General features: G+C 64.0%; 11 protein-coding genes and 1 pseudogene. 10 read left to right on the forward strand and 2 right to left on the reverse strand.

What is annotated here, in order from left to right:
* A partial coding sequence (locus ABIC44_RS16270) for a beta strand repeat-containing protein (RefSeq protein WP_354296567.1) occupies positions 1–2,508 on the reverse strand: 2,508 nt, incomplete at its 3' end.
* Positions 2,509–2,982: 474 nt separating this feature from the next.
* Here ABIC44_RS16270 and ABIC44_RS16275 point away from each other — a divergent pair.
* The 4 genes from ABIC44_RS16275 (at position 2,983) to ABIC44_RS16290 (ending at position 7,908) form a co-directional block, all read left to right on the forward strand.
* On the forward strand, positions 2,983–3,495 hold the full coding sequence (locus tag ABIC44_RS16275; protein ID WP_354296568.1) for an RNA polymerase sigma factor: 513 nt from the start codon (positions 2,983–2,985) through the stop codon (positions 3,493–3,495).
* Positions 3,492–4,478: a FecR family protein gene (locus tag ABIC44_RS16280; protein ID WP_354296569.1), complete on the forward strand. Its 987-nt coding sequence runs from the start codon at positions 3,492–3,494 to the stop codon at positions 4,476–4,478. Before ABIC44_RS16275 ends, ABIC44_RS16280 begins: the two co-directional genes overlap by 4 nt.
* Before the next feature lie 130 nt (positions 4,479–4,608).
* A complete protein-coding gene (locus tag ABIC44_RS16285) occupies positions 4,609–7,101 on the forward strand; it encodes a TonB-dependent siderophore receptor (protein ID WP_354296570.1) in 2,493 nt (830 codons plus the stop codon).
* A gap of 99 nt (positions 7,102–7,200) precedes the next feature.
* A complete protein-coding gene (locus ABIC44_RS16290) occupies positions 7,201–7,908 on the forward strand; it encodes an energy transducer TonB (RefSeq protein WP_354296571.1) in 708 nt (235 codons plus the stop codon).
* A gap of 119 nt (positions 7,909–8,027) precedes the next feature.
* Here ABIC44_RS16290 and ABIC44_RS19665 read toward each other — a convergent pair.
* Positions 8,028–8,397, reverse strand: a pseudogene (locus ABIC44_RS19665) (transposase family protein); the annotation flags it as partial.
* 424 nt (positions 8,398–8,821) lie between these two features.
* On the opposite strand from ABIC44_RS19665, the gene ABIC44_RS16300 reads away from it, so the two are divergent.
* From ABIC44_RS16300 to ABIC44_RS16325, 6 genes are all read left to right on the forward strand, one after another.
* Positions 8,822–9,922: a succinylglutamate desuccinylase/aspartoacylase family protein gene (locus ABIC44_RS16300; RefSeq protein ID WP_354296573.1), complete on the forward strand. Its 1,101-nt coding sequence runs from the start codon at positions 8,822–8,824 to the stop codon at positions 9,920–9,922.
* A gap of 160 nt (positions 9,923–10,082) precedes the next feature.
* On the forward strand, positions 10,083–11,279 hold the full coding sequence (locus ABIC44_RS16305; RefSeq protein WP_354296574.1) for an aspartate aminotransferase family protein: 1,197 nt from the start codon (positions 10,083–10,085) through the stop codon (positions 11,277–11,279).
* A complete protein-coding gene (astD, locus tag ABIC44_RS16310; RefSeq protein ID WP_354296575.1) occupies positions 11,276–12,697 on the forward strand; it encodes a succinylglutamate-semialdehyde dehydrogenase in 1,422 nt (473 codons plus the stop codon). The genes ABIC44_RS16305 and astD overlap by 4 nt, the downstream gene beginning before the upstream one ends.
* Positions 12,698–12,699: 2 nt before the next feature.
* Complete coding sequence (locus ABIC44_RS16315) at positions 12,700–13,710, forward strand: arginine N-succinyltransferase (RefSeq protein ID WP_354296597.1); 1,011 nt, start codon at positions 12,700–12,702, stop codon at positions 13,708–13,710.
* Positions 13,711–13,731: 21 nt separating this feature from the next.
* Positions 13,732–15,108 (forward strand): 2-oxoadipate dioxygenase/decarboxylase HglS, encoded by a 1,377-nt coding sequence (gene hglS / locus ABIC44_RS16320; protein ID WP_354296576.1) that lies wholly within the window; start codon positions 13,732–13,734, stop codon positions 15,106–15,108.
* Positions 15,108–17,990 (forward strand): FAD-binding and (Fe-S)-binding domain-containing protein, encoded by a 2,883-nt coding sequence (locus tag ABIC44_RS16325; RefSeq protein WP_354296577.1) that lies wholly within the window; start codon positions 15,108–15,110, stop codon positions 17,988–17,990. Before hglS ends, ABIC44_RS16325 begins: the two co-directional genes overlap by 1 nt.
* Positions 17,991–17,996 lie beyond the last annotated feature (6 nt).

The raw sequence follows: 17,996 nt of genomic DNA on the forward strand, positions 1-17,996 counted from the left end.
GTGGCTAGGCTGGGTCGCGACCGCGACCGAGGTGGCGGTCCCGCCCGACAGGGCCAGCGTCACCGCATTGGCGGTGCTGTTGGCGGCAACGGTCGTGCTGACCGCCCCGGCCACCGGCGCCTGGACGGTGACGGCAAGCGTATAGGCTGCGGATGCGGTCTGGTTGGCGGCATCAGTGACCGTGACAGTGAACGAGTAGGACCCTGCCGTGGTCGGCGTGCCGGCGATGACACCCGTGGCTGAATCCAGTACCAGTCCGGCCGGCAATGTTCCGGTCGTCACGGCGTATGCGAAGGGAGCCGTCCCGCCACTTGCGGCGATCGTCTGGCTGTATGCAGTACCGACGACCGCGCCCGGCAGGACACCCGCCACCGGGGATATCATGACAGCGGGTGCCTGATAGGTGAAGCCTCCTGCCTTGGTGCCGGTGCCGTCCGGATTGATCACGACGACATCTGCCGGTCCGACGGTTCCCGCAGGGACGACCGCGGTAATGCTAGTAGCGGATACCACGCTGAACGAGGTCACCGGATGTCCGCCGATCGTAACGGCGGTCGCGCCGAGGAAGTACTTACCGGTGATCGTAATTGCCGTGCCGCCAGCGGCAGGGCCGGTCGCGGGCGACACCGAGGTGATCGTCGGCGTATCAAACACGCTCAGGACAGCTTCATTCGAATAGGTGATCTGGCCATCGGTGCCGCTCACGACCGCTCTGAAAACATAGCCGTCATATTGCGCCAATGTGGACAGGATCGTCATCGAATTGGATTGCGCGCCTGTGACGATGCTATTGTTCTGGATGTAGGGACCGTTGTAACCAGCGGTTGGTAATCTGGCCTGCCAGCGATAGCTGACCGCGTTGGTGGCCGTAACCGTCAAGGTCGCAGAACTTCCGACACGAACCCGTAGGTTTTGCGGGTGCGAGGTAATCACTGCCGTCTGACCGACAACGTCGATCGTGACCGTCGCCGGCGCACTCGTGCCGCTAGCGTTGGTGGCGGTGTAGGTGAAGCTGTCGCTGCCGCGATAGTTCGTCATCGGCGTATAGGTGATGCCGGTGCCCGAGGCCGTGGCGGTACCGTTTCTCGGGGCCGACGCGACCGCGACTGAAGTCGCCGCGCCACCCGACAGGACGAGCGTAATAGGATTGTTGCTGCTGTTGGCATTAACCGTCGCAGTCACCGCGCCCACCGTCGGAGGCGCCAGCGACGCAATCGGCGTCACTGAGTTAGACGCAGCCGATGCCGGACTGCTCCCGGCACTGTTGATCGCCTTTACCGTGAAGCTGTACGCCGTGCCATTGGTGAGGTTCGGGATGGTGATCGGGCTGGATGCGCCAGTCACCACGGTATTGCCGGGGCTGATCGTCAACTCATAGCCGGTGATGGCGGCACCGCCGGTGTTCGTCGGTCCGGTAAATGTCAGCGTCGCTTGCCCGTCGCCGGCGGTCGCGGTGCCGATCGTCGGCGCGTCAGGCGCGACCGCATTCACCGTAAAGCTGCGCGATACCGTTGCAGCGGCCTGATAGGTCGCGTCCCCCGCCTGATCGGCGTTGATCGTACAAGTGCCGACCGTGACGAATGTCAGCACCCCGGCGCTGGAAACGGTACAGACCCCTGTCGTCGCAGAGGTGAACGCGAGCGCAAGGCCGGAACTGACCGAGGCCGTCAATATCGGGGTGGTGCCGAAATTCTGTGCGCCGGGATCGGCGAACGTGATCGTCTGCGCCGCCTTCGTATAAGTGAAACCGTTCGTCACGGTCGTGGAACCGGCGGACGCTGTAGCAACGACGTTGACTGCCCCTGCAGCGTGTGCCGGGGTGCGGACCGTGACCGACGTTGCGGTGTTGCCCGTGAAGTTCGTCGCGGGAGTGCCGCCGAAGCTGACACTCGTGATGCCGGTCAGATTAGTGCCGGTCAGGGTGACCGAGGTACCGCCTAGGACGGACCCGGTCGTCGGTGAAAGCGATATGACGGTGGGCGTTGCCGAACCAGCCGGAGTACACGACACCGTGATGGTCGCGGTCCGGTTGTACATGGCCGGATTATCGGCACCGGTGGTGTTGCCTCCGGAGTCAAGACGTATCGGCATCGCGGACAGATTGAGAGCATCGTAAGCCGTTTGAACGGTAAACGATCCCGATCCCGATCCGGTCCGATTGAGTGCCGACGACGGGTATGGCGTACCCCCGCTGTCCGTTAGCTGGATATGGACATAGGGCGACGTACCACTGGTCGTGAAGCTCCAACTGATAACGTCCCCAGGCGCGAATTGGTTTGTCCAACCCATGACGTTGACGTCATGGTTGAAATTACCTCGCGAGGTATACACGCCGGACATCCTCGAGGGCGGGGTAAATCCCTGCTGGTAATCGGGAGACGCGCTATTTATTCGGCCGCAGCCGGCTGAAGCCGCGTACGCAACGCTCGGCGCCCATGCGAAAAGAGCACCAATTGCGAGGACAATACGAATCACCGCGATGTTGACCACGGGAAGCAACTTCTTCACTAAGACTATCTCCCTTGGCGGCCATGCAAAAACCGCCACTCCCTCTTATCCGAAAAAACTAAAGAAAACCTGAAAACACACGCCCTATATCTTCAAATGCAAATTCTGGCACAGGTATACAATTTTCATCTATGTCTGCCTGTTGATGAAAATCGGCGAGAATTTTCTTCAAAATTTTTCCTCGTGAAGAAAAATTGTTTTGAATGAAGGCTTTCTGCTGTTGGTAGGGTACCTATTCCCATTCCCCGCCTTGTGCCGATGCCATCGCGTAACCCGCGCTTCCCGGGGTCGGGAAGACGGTAAGGATCGGCGAATGGCGACGACGTGATCTACATTTTCGCCGATCTGCAAACGGGAACGGTTGTCTCCCGAAAGGCAGGCCATCGGTGGCACTGCGCCCAAAATGGTTGATAATGCCCAATCACGGCAATATTGGATGCAGAAGGGGCAGGGAGGCTTTTCAGCAAGTTTATCGTGACGTCTGAGCCGTCAGCCGTTCGCCTGTATAAGGCGCACCGTCCTGCGCTAGTGTCCTATGCCAAGAGGTTGCTGGGCGATTCTGCGACTGCGGAAGACATCGTCCACGACGCCTGGTTGCTATTCGATAATCGCCCTCAGGATCAGCCGGTTCGACAACCTCTGCCGTATCTTCGTCGTATCGTCCGCAATCTTGTCTTCGCGCAGTTTCGCCGACGTCAACACGAAGGTCACGTCGAGCATATCGATATTTCGAGCGTGATCGACAGCATTCCCGATAGCGCGCCATCCGCAGAGGTCGAGATAATTGCACGTGGCGAACTGCGATTAGTGATGGACGTTATCGATCGCTTGCCGGAGCGTCAGGTCGCAGCTTTCAAAATGTATTATTTCGAAGACATGACATTGCGCGAAATCGCCTTGAAGCTTGGCCTGTCCACATCGCGCGTGCACGTGCTGGTGACGGATGCCATAGAGCGTTGTGATGCACTTCGGTCCTTTGCGAAATGACCACGCAGGACGAAGGTGCAGCACGGAGAGACGCGGCGGATTGGTATGTCACGCTTCGCGAGAGCCCCGAAGACGACAGCCTGCACGCTGAGTTCGATCGCTGGCTTCATGCCGACCCCCGCCACGGCCAAGCTTGGACAAGCGTAAACAACACGATGAAGATCTTCCGTCAGGCGCCGGAAGCGTGGCGGGTGCCTGCCCTCACCGGGCCTGACCGACCGCGTAGACACCGCGCGCAACCGTCACGGCGGCATAGGCGGAAGCTGGTCTATACAGCCATTGCAGCCACCGGGGCTTGGGCGCTCCTCTGGCCGACGATAAGCCTTCATCTCCGCGCCGATCATGTCACGGGTACAGCGGAAATCGCACATCTCCGGCTGGGCGACGGCACGTCGGTCGCGCTTGGGCCGCAAAGCGCGCTTGTGTTCGAGACCGTCGGGGGAAAGCGAACGGTTCGCCTACTGGCCGGTCAGGCACTGTTCGATGTCCGGCGCGATCCGTCCCACCCGTTTGTGGTAGAGGCGGACGGCGTAACGACGACCGTGCTGGGTACCCGGTTCGATGTGCGACGATTGGAAGAATCGACCAGCGTCTCCGTGGCGCGCGGGCATGTGCGGGTCGGTGTCGCGGCACGATCATATCGTTCGCCGACAGACCTGTTGGCAGGCGAATGGCTTCGGATCGACGCGCAAGGGCGGGAGCGAAGCGGCAAGGCTGATGCCGTGATGGTGGGCGGCTGGACCAAGGGCGAGGCGCTCGCCGTGAATCGAACCATTGCCGACGTCGTTGACGAGATTCGTCCCTGGTTCCGCGGTCGGATTGTTCTGGCCGATGCAAAGCTGGGCGAGCGGCGCGTCACCGGCATCTACGATGTCCGTCAACCCGAGCAGGCTTTGGCTATGATCGTACATCCCTATGGGGGGCGGATACGGCGCATCACACCTTGGATCCTTATCGTCGATGGTCTGAACAGAGATTTTTAGTCTGCAATGCAATGATTTAAGGCGGCGCGCAAAAAATCGCCTGAAATTTGTGGAAAATACTCGTCCTCCACAATCTCATGATTGAGATGCGAATGCATCGCATTTGCGCAAAAGGGTAGTGGAGACTGAAATGACGATGGGGATCACGCGAGCAGAAGGGCTGTTGGGACGTAGGCGAACCGTGCTCGCTTTCGCAGCGGTATCAAGCGTCTTGGTCCAACTGGCCATTACCTCTCCCGCCTCTGCCCAACACGTCCGAGTCGCGGCTCAGTTCGACATCCCGCGCCAGTCTCTGGCCACGGCGCTAATCCTGTTCGGGCGGCAAGCTGGAATACAGGTAACGGCGGAAGGCGCGCTGGTCGAAGGCAAGATCGGGCAGGCGGTCGAAGGCCGACTTGCGCCGTCGGCGGCCCTTAGCGGATTGCTGGCGGGTACAGGACTAACATATCGGATGACCGACGAAGGCGCACAGATCGCGGCATCGCCGGTGACCGCCGGGGCCCGGCAGGATAAGGATATTCAACTGGGTCCGGTGCGGGTCCAGGGCAATGCTGCAAATGCGGGTTCGATCGCGCAGGCCGAAGACGAGGAACGCGCCACCGGTCCGGTCCCCGGTTATGTCGCGCGACGGAGCGGCACCGGTACGAAGACCGACACGCCGCTTGTCGAAACACCCCAGTCGATTTCCGTCATAACCGCCGATCAGATCGAGGCGACGGGATCGCTGCGGCTGGCCGATGCGCTGGCCTATACGCCGGGTATCGATGTTGCGGCGAACGGCACCGACTCGCGCTATGACTGGCTCACCGTGCGCGGTTTCGACCTGTATTCGCCAGGCTTCTTTCTGGACGGGCTAGCGTTGCGGAATGTCGGAAATTTCGCGGTTTGGCAGATCGAGAATTATGCGGCCGAACGGATCGAGGTGCTGCGCGGTCCCGCCTCGGTACTCTATGGAATGTCCAACGGTGCGGGCATGGTCAATGTGGTCAGCAAGCGCCCGACGGCCGAGCAGCGCGGAGAAATTCAGGCGCAATGGGGCACTTATGGCCGCAAGCAGATCATGGCCGATGTGTCCGGCCCGGTAAATGCGCAAGGAACCTTGCTCTATCGGATGATCGGTCTGGCGCGCGACGCGCGACTTCCCGCCGGTGGGATGCCCGATGACAGGGTGTTCGTCGCTCCCTCGCTGACATGGCAACCAAGCGCGGCGACGTCGCTGACGCTGCTGGGCCAATATGGCCGCATCAATGCCGGGGTCTACACGCGCGGCCGCCGTGCGGTGGGATCGCTGATCCCGACCGCGATAGGTACGACCATCCCGGTCCGCTTCTCCGCTGCCGAGCCCGACTTCGATCGCCTGCGACAGGATCAATGGTCGATCGGCTACCTGCTGGAACAGCGACTGGGCAACGCGTGGAAAGTTCGACAGAATTTGCGGTTCAGCGAGGTCGACAGCGACTTGCGTCAGATCTCGGCGGGTGACTTCGTGACGGCCGACCCGGTCGATCCGCGCAATCCCGCCAATTTCCAAACCGTGTCGCGCAACGTTTTCCTTGCGCAGGATAACGCGCGAAATTTCGGCATCGACACGCAAGTAGAAAGGCAGTTCGATACCGGACCGTTACACCACACGGTCCTGTTCGGTGTGGACTATCAGAACAGTCGGTTCGACACTGTCCTGCACTTTGGTGCGGCGCCGGAGATCAACGTCTATCGTCCCATCTATGGTCAGGCGATTGCGATCCCCGGACCGTATCAGGACAGCCTGACCCGATTGGTCCAGACCGGCATCTATGCGCAGGACCAGATCAAGCTGGGCAATCGATGGGTCGCATCCGTCGGCGTTCGCAACGACCATGCGATTACGCGTGTGACCGACCGGGCTAGCGGGGCGGCGTTCCGAATTGCCGACGACAAGGTGACGACCCGTGCAGGGCTGGTCTATGTGGGGCCGAGCGGCTGGGCTCCCTATATCAGCTATTCGACGTCGTTCACGCCAACTGCCACGATCGATCCCCTGACCGGGCGGTCGTTCGCGCCCGAAACCAGCCGCCAATATGAAGCCGGGCTTCGGTTCCAGCCGGTGGGACGCAACGACAGCTACAGCGTTGCGATCTTCGACCTTCGGCGAAAGAACTACATCACCTACGATCAGAATTTCATGCCGAAGCAGACCGGCGAAGCGCTCGTCCGCGGCCTGGAATTCGAAGGTAAGGTGGCGCCGCTGCCGGGCATGAATTTGATCGGCGCCTATAGCTACACCCCCACGGCCCGCGTCATCAGCAGTGCGACACCAGCGGCGATTGGCCGACAGGCGGTGGCGATGTCGCGGCACAAGGCATCCTTGTGGGTTGACCAGCGGTTCGACGGCGGTCTGCAACTTGGCTTGGGTGGCCGCTATGTCGGGCCGAACCAAGGTAATGAGGAGGCCGTACGCCCCTACAAGGTGCCCGCCTATTTGGTGCTAGATGCCTTGGCGACGATCGATCTGGGACGCTGGCGGCTGGCGGTCAATGCCCGCAATCTGCTGGACAAGGCCTATTTCGCCAACTGCGATGCCTTCGGCAGTTGTTACTACGGCGAACCGCGGCGCGTTACGGCCGCGCTTTCCTTCCGCTGGTAAGCAATGGCGTCTGGCGAGAAAGACAGGATGTCGGATGGGCCGACCGGTCGCGGGAGCAATTGCTTCCCGCAGCCCACATCCATGGAGCCATCCGACGCCGTGACGATCCAGGATGCTGGCACAGTGGGTCGCTATCATCCCGACGTTCGACAGCGGTGGTTCGGCATCGCATCGACCGGCGGTGTTGCCCTGCTGCTGGGCATCGCCTTTCTCATCGTGACATCGTCGGTCCGGTATGTCGAACCCACCCATTCCGCGAGCTTGACGACCTTCGATGTCAACACCCTGGACCAGCAGCCGGAACCGCTGCCTGCCCCTACACCGGCTGAGTCACCGGCTCGGTCGGAAATCGAACGGGCTGCAGAGAAGCGGGCGCTGATCCTGCCTATTCCTACCGCCGCGACACCCCCGATTGTGGCGGCGGCGCAGCAACAGCCCGTGCCTCAGTCGCCCCAACCTCAGGCATCCACACCGCCAAGCATGCAGGTAGCCCGTCAACCTAGTCCGGAAACCGAAGGTCCCGACACTTGGGAAGGTAGGATCCTGACAAAGCTGATCGCAAATCGCCGCTACCCTCGCGCAGCGCTGCTGCGCCGGTATCAGGGAATCCCGGTCATCAGATTGGTGATGGATCGAAACGGTGCAGTCCAATCCGTCCGCCTGGAGAGGTCATCGCGGATACCAGATCTCGACCGGGAAGCCCTGGCACTGCCCAAGCGCGCCGAGCCGCTTCCCACCCCCCCCGAGAGCAGAGAAGGCACGTCGTTCGAGTTGGTAGTACCGATCGAATTCAGTCTTGCACCATGATGCCGTGATCCAGTTGTTATGGTCTGGACCCGTTGATCACACCAGAAGATGACGGTCACAACGAGGACGGCGGCGGAAAAGAAGGCGGTGGGGCAGCGGTCGCCGAGCAGTCACTGCGGCTTCTGCATATCATCGAACAGCGCTGTAGCGCCGGGGTAGTCGCTGACGCAGCCCGCAGCCATGAAGAAGCTCCAGCGGCGCCCGTTCACATCGGCGACGGCATGGAGCTTGGTGTTCATGCCCCCCGGCCTTCGCCGTGCAGGCATTTGGTGCGGCCAATCAGGCGAGCGAGATCCCCATTTTGCCCCATAAGCTCGATGCCGTGCGGTGCGCCTTCAGGTAGAGCCCGCCCCGCCGAAGGCCTGGGTTGCGTCATCATGGGCAGCCAGCTGCAGCCAGACCTTCCATCTTTTGCATAAACACGCCAGCCGCGCCCCAACGCTTTCACCGATTGTACAGCGTATTCTGCGGGCCGTACGATCTATCGGCGCGTGCTGCACTTTATGACTGGCATGCCTGGTGCCAAGCCGAACCTTGAGCGGAATACCGTCCCGCTCTTGCCCTGGCCGGTGATTGACCAAGCGGCGGAGTTCAAAACGGCGCGCGCGTTGTCCCTCACGGTGTTGATCAGCAGTCGCGCCAGAATAACCTGAACGGCAAGGAAACGATGATGAAGGCCTAATATGTCGGCTTCATCGACCGGTTTGCGGCGCGTTACCCTGAGATACGTGTCGTTGCGGCTGGCGCTCTTCCTCGCACGACGAGCACCAGCTTATCTATGAGCCGAACGCATAAGGACATGACGTATTTTCGCTTGGTCGCATGCGTAACGAAATGCGAGATTTTGGTTCTGTCGCCTTGGAGAACCGCCATGTCCCACCCGTTTCGTGTCTTCACCAGGTTTGTTCTGATTGTGGCATTATTCGCCGCCCGGCATGCCGCCGCGCTGCCGAGCGAGCCGGGGGACCGGATGGACGGGGCGCCCGTGATCGACAGGCTGGAAGTTGCCGTCCTGCCCGCCGGCAAGACGCGGCTCTGGCTACGGGTCGACGACAATGAGATCGGACAGGGCTATTATGTGCCGATCGTCGTGGTGAAGGGTACGCAGCCTGGCCCCCGCTTCCTGCTGACCGCCGGTATTCATGGCGACGAACTGAACGGCATCGGCGTTATCCACCAGTTGGTCGAACGGCTCGATCCGGCGGCCATGAAGGGAACGTTGATCGCGGTACCGGGCCTTAATACGCCGGGCCTGCGCAATTCGACGCGCGCTTTTACCGGCGGCCACAATGGCGCAGGCGAAAATCTCAATCGCCTGATCCCTCACGATCCGCACGCGCACGGCGATGAAGGGAGTGCGGCGCAGCGTTATGCCGGGCGGCTATGGTCGCGCCTCTTCACCGGCAATACCGACTTCGCGATCGACCTGCATACCCAGTCGCGCGGCGGCACCTATCCGGCCTATGTCTTTGTCGCCACTCCCACCGCCAAGCATATCGCAATGATGCTGCGGCCAGACAGCATCTATGTGAATGCGGGTTATGACGGCGCTGTGGAGGACATGCTGAACGCCAATGCCATCCCTGCCGTCACCTATGAACTGGGCGGTGCGGAGGTGTTCGACAATGCGATGATCGCACGCGGCCTGCGCGGCGTGCGCAACGTGATGATCGACGAGGGAATGCTGCCTGGCAAACCCGATCTGCGTGATGCCGAACCGTTCCTCGGCAATGTCGTGACCAATGTCGAGAGCCCACGCGGCGGATGGGCGCAGGTGCGCGTGACGCTGAACCAATATGTGAAGAAGGGCGATGTGTTGGCGATCGTCACCGACCCGTTCGGCAGGACCATCGCCACGCTGACCGCCCCGCTCGACGCACGGGTCGCGGGCTTGGGTACCGACCCGCGCACCCAGCCAGGCGACATGGTCGTGCGCCTCTTGTCCTGGGACGACACACTGCCGTGCAAGCGCGATGGTTGCCCGTCAACCGTCGCGCCGATCAAGGCACGATAGACCCTGTCCTTCATTCTCAACCATCATCAACAGATGACGCCATTGCGTTTGGCTATGTCCCTCCCAAGGGCCAATAGCGCAATCGCGTGAACCGCCTGCGCAGGGCGGCCGCCACGTTGCCCGCCCGCCGGTGCATTCCGAATTGAGGATAGGAGCCGTCATGACAGATCCCCTGATGAACCTGTACAATCGCGCGCCGATCGCGGTGGAGCGTGGCGAGGGCGTGTGGCTGACCGATACCGGGGGGCGGCGGTATCTCGACTGCGTGGCCGGCATCGCAACCGATGCCCTGGGTCACGCCCATCCCGCCCTGGTCGCCGCGCTCAGCGAACAGGCAGGCAAGCTGTGGCATGTCTCGAACATCTTTCGCATTCCGGGGCAGGAAGCGCTGGCGCAGCGACTGGTGGATGCATCGTTCGCCGACTGCGTGTTCTTCGCCAATACGGGCACTGAGGCGGTCGAATGCGCGATCAAGACCGCGCGCCGCTATCATCATGTCGCCGGCCGGCCCGAGCGGATCGATATCGTCGGCTTCGCGGGTTCGTTCCACGGCCGTACCTATGCCGCGATCAACGCCTCGGGGAATGCCGGGTATATGGAGGGCTGCGGCCCCCGCCTACCGGGATTCATCCAGCTGTCGATCGACGATGCGGCCGCGATCGAGGAGGCGATCGCCCGCCCGACCACGGCGGCGGTGATCGTCGAGCCGGTACAGGGCGAAGGCGGCGCGCGCGCGCTGACCGGCGAATGGCTGCTGCGGCTGCGCGAACTGACCCGCCAGCACGGCGTCCTGCTGATCCATGACGAGGTACAGAGCGGCATGGGCCGCACGGGCAAGCTGTTCGCGCACCAGTGGTTCGACGGCGCCGAGCCTGACATCATGGCGCTGGCCAAGGCGTTGGGATCGGGCTTCCCGGTCGGGGCGTGTCTCGCCACCACCGAAGCGGCCAAGGGCATGACACCCGGCGTGCATGGCACGACATTCGGCGGCAATCCGTTGGCGATGGCGGTCGGCATCGCCGCGTTCGACACCATCGCGAGGCCAGAGACGCTGGCCCATGCCCGCGCCGCCAGCGCCGATTTCTTCGAACGGCTTGAGGCGTTGCGCAGCCGTTTCCCCGACGTGATCGCCGACGTGCGCGGCAAGGGGCTGCTGATCGGCCTGAAGATGATTCCGAACAATCGCGATTTCATGGGGATCGCGCGTGACCATGGAATCCTGGTCGCGGGCGGCGGCGAGAATTGCGTGCGGCTGCTCCCCTCGCTGTTGATCACGGCAGAGGAGATTGCCGAGGCTGTCACGCGGCTCGAAGCGGCCTGCATCGCGGCGCGCGGTGCCATGGTGCAGGCCGCATGAGCGTCTTGACCTCTCTTTGCCCGGCGACGGGTGAGACGGTCTGGTCCGGTCCCACCGCGACCAAGGCTGATGTCGCCGCGGCGGTGGTCCGTGCCCGCGTGACGTTCCGCGACTGGCGGCGGACGTCGCTCGAGCAGAGGGTGGCCATCGCGCGTTCCTATGCCGCCGAACTGAAGGCGCGAACCGCCGACCTTGCCGAACAGATCGCCCGCGAAACCGGCAAGCCGCTGTGGGAAACCATGCAGGAGGTCACCACGATGGTAGGCAAGGTCGAACTGTCGATCACCGCGCAGGCCGAGCGAGCCGGGGAAAAGCGCAGCACGATGCCGTTTGGGGAATCGGTACTGCGCCATCGCCCGCACGGGGTGATGGCGGTGCTTGGCCCGTACAACTTCCCCGGCCATCTGCCCAACGGGCATATCGTCCCCGCGCTGCTCGCCGGGAACACGGTCGTGTTCAAGCCATCGGAACTGACCCCGGCGGTGGGCGCGGCGATGGCGGCGGCATGGACCCAGGCGGGACTGCCCGAGGGCGTATTGCAGGTCGTGCAGGGCGCACGCGAAACCGGCGCGGCTTTGGTCGCAGCAGACATCGACGGACTGCTCTTCACCGGATCGGCGGCGACCGGCGCGCATTTCCGCCGCGCCCTTGCCGACCGGCCCGACGTGATCCTCGCGCTGGAACTGGGCGGCAACAATCCGCTGATCGTCTGGGACGGTGACGTGGCGGAGGTGGCGGCGCTGATCGTCCAGTCGGCCTATATCACCACCGGACAGCGTTGTTCCTGTGCCCGCCGACTGATCCTGCCGCACGGTGCCTTCGGCGACGCGGTGATCGATGCGGTCGCTGAGCTGATCCCGCATATCCCCATCGGCAGCTGGGACGAAAATCCCTATATCGGTCCGCTGATCTCCGACGCCGCAGCGGCCGCCGCCCGTGCACAGGTCGCCACGCTGGAAGCCGCCGGTGCCCGCTCCATCGTACCGTTTGGAGGAATTGCAGGGCGCAGCGCCGCCTTCGTCACGCCCGCACTGCTCGACGTGACCGGCGTGTCGGTGCCGGATGAGGAGATTTTCGCGCCCGTACTTCAGGTCGTCCGGGTCGCGGACTTCGACGCAGCGGTCGCCGCCGCGAACGACACGCGCTTCGGCCTGTCCGCAGGATTGGTGACCAGCGACGACGCGCTATGGGAACGGTTCGTGCTCGACGCGCGCGCGGGCGTGGTCAACCGCAACCGCCCGACGACCGGCGCGGCGGGCGCGCAGCCGTTCGGCGGGATCGGCGATTCGGGCAATCACCGCCCCAGCGCCTATTATGCCGCCGATTACTGCGCCTATCCGATGGCGAGTTTCGAGGCGGACAGTGCGGCGGGCAACTGGGATACGCTGAAGCCCCTATTGGGAGGCAGTGCGGCGTGACGATGGTCCTGCGTGCCGCCAGTCGGCACGACCTGTCGGCGCTCTACGAGATGGCGCAGACCACCGGTGGCGGGTTCGTGAACCTGCCGCCGGACCGGGCGAAGCTCGCCGAGCGACTGGCCTCTGCCGACGCCGCTTTTGCGCGCCATACCGACCGCTTCGGCGTCGACCGATTCCTGTTCGTGCTGGAGGACGATGCGACGCAGGCGATCCATGGCACTTGCCAGATATTCTCGCATATCGGCACCGACGCGCCCTTCTACAGCTATCGCATCGATCGGCATGGCGCGGACCATGCCGTGCTGGGTCGCTCGGTCGATCACAGCACGCTGACCATCTGCACCGATCATGCCGGGTGCAGCGAAGTGGGCGGGCTGTTCCTGCGTGCCGATGTCCGTTCCGGGGGCGCTGGCACGCTGCTGGCGCGCAGCCGCTATCTGTTCATCGCGATGCACCGCGCGCGCTTTGCCGACCGGACCATCGCCGAATTGCGCGGGGTGGTCGACGAGGCGGGCGAGGCTCCGTTCTGGGACGGTGTTGCCGCACGTTTCTTCGGCATGGGCTTTGCCGCGGCGGATGCGTTCAATGCCGAACATGGCACCCATGTCCTGGCCGGACTGATGCCGACCACGCCCGTCCTGCTGGCGATGCTGCCCGAAACCGCGCGCGCCGTGCTGGGCGTACCGCATCCCTCCGGCCGCCCCGCGCTGCGGCTGCTGGAGAAGGAGGGGTTTCGCCATGACCATTATGTCGACCTGTTCGACGGCGGGCCGACCGTGACCGTCGCGACCGACGACATCGCCACCATCCGCGCCGCCCGTACCGCCATCGTCCGTGCCGTGGGACACAGCGATGCCGCCATCCCCAGCATCGCCGCAGCGGGGCGGCTGGCGGGCTTTCGTGCCTGTTTCGCGCAGGTCCTCGCGAAGGATGACGGTATTCTACTCGACCCCGATGCCGCCCGCGTGCTGGGCGTCGGGATCGGCGACCCCATTACCCACGCCCCGCGCTGACCCTATCTGTCCGAGGTGACCATGCCCCACAGCTTCACGCCCGCCGATGCCATCCGCACCCGCTTTTCCGAAGCCATGTCGACGATGTACCGCGCCGAAGTGCCACTTTACGGCGACCTGCTGTCGATCGTCGCGGACGTCAATGCCAAGGTGCTGGCCGAACGCCCCGCGCTGGCCGCCGAGATGACGGCCGCCGACGAACTCGATCGGCTGGATATCGAACGTCACGGCGCGATCCGGTTGGGCACGGCAGCGGAACTGCGCATGATGCGCCAAGCCTTTGCGGTGATGGGCATGGTTCCGGTCGGCTATTACGACCTGTCGGTGGCGGGTGTTCCGGTTCATTCGACCGCCTTCCGCCCGGTCGACGATGCGGCGCTGGCGGCCAATCCGTTCCGAGTCTTCACCTCGCTGCTACGCCTCGAGTTGATCGAGGATACCGGCTTGCGCGCCGAGGCGGAGGCGATCCTGTCGACGCGCCGGATCTTTACCGACGAGGCGATCCAACTGATTGAACGGCACGCGGCGCAGGGCGGACTCGACGATGCCGAGTCCGAACGCTTCGTTCTGGCGCTGCTCGAAACCTTTCGCTGGCATGGCGATGCGCGGGTCGATGCTGCCACCTATGACCGGCTGCACGGCGCGCACCGGCTGATCGCCGATGTCGTGTCGTTCCGCGGGCCGCATATCAACCACCTGACGCCGCGCACGCTCGACATCGATGCCGCACAGGACGCGATGCAGGCACGCGGCATCGACGCGAAGGCGGTGATCGAAGGCCCCCCGCCGCGCGCCGTGCCGATCCTGCTTCGTCAGACCAGCTTCAAGGCGATCGAGGAGGATGTGACCTTCCCCGGCGACCATCCCGGCCAGCATACTGCGCGTTTTGGCGAGGTCGAACAGCGCGGCGCAGCGCTCACGCCAAAGGGCCGCGCGCTCTACGACCGGTTGCTGGCGACGGCACGCGCTGGGGCGGGATCGCAGGGGGCCAGCTATGCCGACCGGCTGAACACCTGCTTCGCCGCTTTTCCCGACACGATCGAAGCTTTGCGCGAACAGGGACTGGCCTGGTTCCGCTATGAACTGACCGAGGCCGGGCAGCGGCTGATCGCAACTGGCGTTCGTCCCGCAGGCGGCATCGATGACTGGCTGGCGGCAGGCCATGTCCGCGCGCTGCCGATCGTGTACGAGGATTTTCTGCCGGTCAGCGCGGCGGGCATCTTCCAGTCGAACCTGGGCGGCACCGAACAGCGCAGCTATGCCGCATCGCCGGCCCAGGCCGCATTCGAGGCCGCGATGGGCGATGTGGTCCAGGACGAAATGGCGCTCTACGCCGCTGCGGAGGCACGATCGATGATGGAGGTGCGCCAGGCATTGCGCGGGGCGGCGGCGGCCTGATGGCGGCGGTCGCCAACCTGCTTCGCGCCCTGGATCAGACGGGGTTCACCGGCGATGCCGAGGATGGCATCGGCGCGCGGCAGGTCGCGTCGACCGACAACAGCATCTATCAGGTCCGCCCGGCCGCCATCGTCTATCCGCGTACCGGCGACGACGTGACCCTGCTGGTTCGCGCCCTGCGCGACACCGATCTCTCCTTGACAGCACGCGGCGGCAATACTGGTACCAACGGCCAGTCGCTGAACGACGGGATCATCGTCGATTTCGCACGCCACATGCGCGGGATCGGGGCATTCGCCCCGCAAGCGAACACGGTCACGGTCGAACCGGGCGTCGTGCTGGACCAGTTGAACGCCTTTTTGAAACCGCATGGCCGCTTCTTTCCGCCGATGGTGTCGACCGCCAGCCGCGCGACGATCGGCGGCATGGTCGCGACCGATGCTTCGGGCAAAGGGTCGCGCCGCTGGGGCAAGACGTCGGACTATATCGTCGCGCTGGATGTGACACTGTCGGACGGTACTCCATGGCGTGCCGAGCCGATGACGCGGGCACAGGCGGAGGCCATAGCGGCGGGCACCGGCATCGTCGCCGACATCCACCGCGAGGTGCTTCGCATCGTCACGCAGCGTGCCGACGACATCGCGGCGATTTTCCCGGAGATGAACCGGGGCCTGACCGGCTACAATCTGCAAAAGACGTGGGACGCGGACGTCGACCGATTCTTCCTCGGCTATCTCCTCGCCGGCTCCGAAGGCACGCTCGCGATCACCCGTTCGATCACCCTCCGCGTGGCGCACAAACCGAGAAAACGTGCGCTGGCGGTCATCCGCTATGCTGCGTTCGACACCGCGATGCGCGACGTGCAACGCCTGATCGCCGCCGATCCGGTCGCTATCGAGATTCTCGACGACAAGGTGCTGGGCGTCGCGCGGAGCGACATCATCTGGTCGAGCGTCGAGGGGCTGCTGGGTGGGGCGAGCGATGCGCCCGTGGCGGCGATGAACTTCGTCGAATTCACCGCCGACGACGATGCAACCATCGATGCCGGCCTCTCCGCGCTTGCCGCGATCGGCCCGCAAGGCGACATGCGGATCGTGCGCGACGATGCCGCCATCGACCAACTGTGGGCCCTGCGCGAAAAGTCGGTCGGGCTTCTCGCCCGGCTGGGCGGCGCGCGGCAAGGCATTCCCTTCGTCGAGGACACCGCCGTCCCACCTGAAAAACTAGCCGATTTCGTGGCGGAGTTCCGCGCGCTGCTCGACGGGCACGGCCTGAACTATGGCATGTTCGGCCATGCCGATGTCGGCTGCCTGCATGTCCGCCCATTCCTCGACCTGCGCGATCCCGCACAGGCCACGCTGGTCCGCCCGATCTCCGACGAGGTCGCACGGCTGACCAAGGCTTACGGTGGGCTGCTTTGGGGCGAACATGGCCGCGGCTATCGGGGTGAATTCTCGCCCCTGTTCTTCGGCAGCCTCTATCCCGAATTGCAGGCGCTGAAGGCCGCCTTCGACCCCGACAACCGGTTCAATCCCGGCAAGCTCGCCGCGCCGGGAGGACAGAAGGTCGATCGGATCGATGGCGTACCGCTGCGCGGCGAAGCCGACCGGCAGATTGACGAGGCGCGCTCCAAGGCATTCGATCGCGCGATAGCATGCAACGGCAATGGCGCGTGCTTCGCGTGGGACTCACTCGACGTGATGTGCCCATCCTACAAGGCGACACGCGACCGCGCGCAGTCGCCCAAGGGCCGCGCTTCGCTGCTGCGCGCCTGGGCAAGGCTGGATTCGATCGCCGATCCGACTGCGGCGGAGGTTGCTGAGCGCGACGCAATGGCCGCCGACACGCAGGCGTCGCTCGCCACCTGCCTGTCGTGTAAGGCGTGTACGACGCTGTGCCCGGTCAAGGTCGACGTGCCGACGATGAAGTCACGCTTCGCCGAACGCTATTGGGCCACGCGAACCCGCCCCATCCGCCACCACGTTGTCGCGCGGATGGAAGCGATGCTGGCCGCAGCGCGCGTCCTGCCCGGCATCGCCAACCGCATCGCCAGCAGCGACTGGTTGCGCGCGACCCTGGAGCGTAGGTTCGGTTATGTCGATCTGCCTGCCTTAGTGGTTGCCAATCCGAGCACTCTGCCTCCGATCGTCTCGTCCGCTAAAATCAGGAAAATGCGCGCCGAAACGCTCGCGCGCACGGTTCTGCTCGTCGAGGACAGCTTCACTGCCAGCTTCGACGGTCCGCTGGTCGCTGCCGCCGGCCGGGTGCTCGCGGCTTGCGGCTACACCGTGCTGCGCCTGCCGCCACGCAGCAATGGCAAGGTGCTCCACCTGCTGGGAATGCGGGACCGCTTCGCACGCATCGCGCGCGCGCGAATGGCGGAAATACGCGCGCTGGCCGATCTCGGTGTGCGTCTGGTCGGGCTCGATGCCGCCACGGCACTGATGTTCACTCAAGAATTCAGCGAAATGACCGGTGAGAGCGTCGAGGTCGCGGGCCTGGAAGTGGCGCTGGCCCAAGCGGTGCGACAGGGGCGCGCCCCAACCGTCGTTCCAACCGTTCTCCCGCAACGCCTGCTCGGTCATTGTACTGAGCAGGCGCTGCGGCCCCAGGCGCTGGCAAACTGGACGGAGGCGCTGGCAGGCTTTGGCATTACCGCCATTCCCACCAAAACCGGCTGTTGCGGCATGGCTGGGCTGTTCGGCCACGAGGCCCAGAATCAGACACTGTCGCGCAACATCTTTGCGCTCGGTTGGGCTGATGCGACGCGGGACGATGCGATGCTCGTCACCGGCTTTTCCTGCCGCTGCCAGACCCAGCGCCTGACCGGTCGCCGCCCGCTGCATCCGGTGGAACTGATCGACCGGGTGCTGTCGGGATAGATGCGC

It is taken from the genome of Sphingomonas sp. 1185 (assembly GCF_040544655.1).
Classification (GTDB): Bacteria; Pseudomonadota; Alphaproteobacteria; order Sphingomonadales; family Sphingomonadaceae; genus Sphingomonas.

Coding starts and splice junctions, on each gene's coding strand:
- ABIC44_RS16285 (WP_354296570.1), top strand. CDS start 4,609: ATGACGATGGGGATCACGCGAGCAGAAGGGCTGTTGGGACGTAGGCGA.
- ABIC44_RS16305 (WP_354296574.1), top strand. CDS start 10,083: ATGACAGATCCCCTGATGAACCTGTACAATCGCGCGCCGATCGCGGTG.
- ABIC44_RS16325 (WP_354296577.1), top strand. CDS start 15,108: ATGGCGGCGGTCGCCAACCTGCTTCGCGCCCTGGATCAGACGGGGTTC.
- ABIC44_RS16315 (WP_354296597.1), top strand. CDS start 12,700: ATGGTCCTGCGTGCCGCCAGTCGGCACGACCTGTCGGCGCTCTACGAG.
- hglS (WP_354296576.1), top strand. CDS start 13,732: ATGCCCCACAGCTTCACGCCCGCCGATGCCATCCGCACCCGCTTTTCC.
- astD (WP_354296575.1), top strand. CDS start 11,276: ATGAGCGTCTTGACCTCTCTTTGCCCGGCGACGGGTGAGACGGTCTGG.
- ABIC44_RS16280 (WP_354296569.1), top strand. CDS start 3,492: ATGACCACGCAGGACGAAGGTGCAGCACGGAGAGACGCGGCGGATTGG.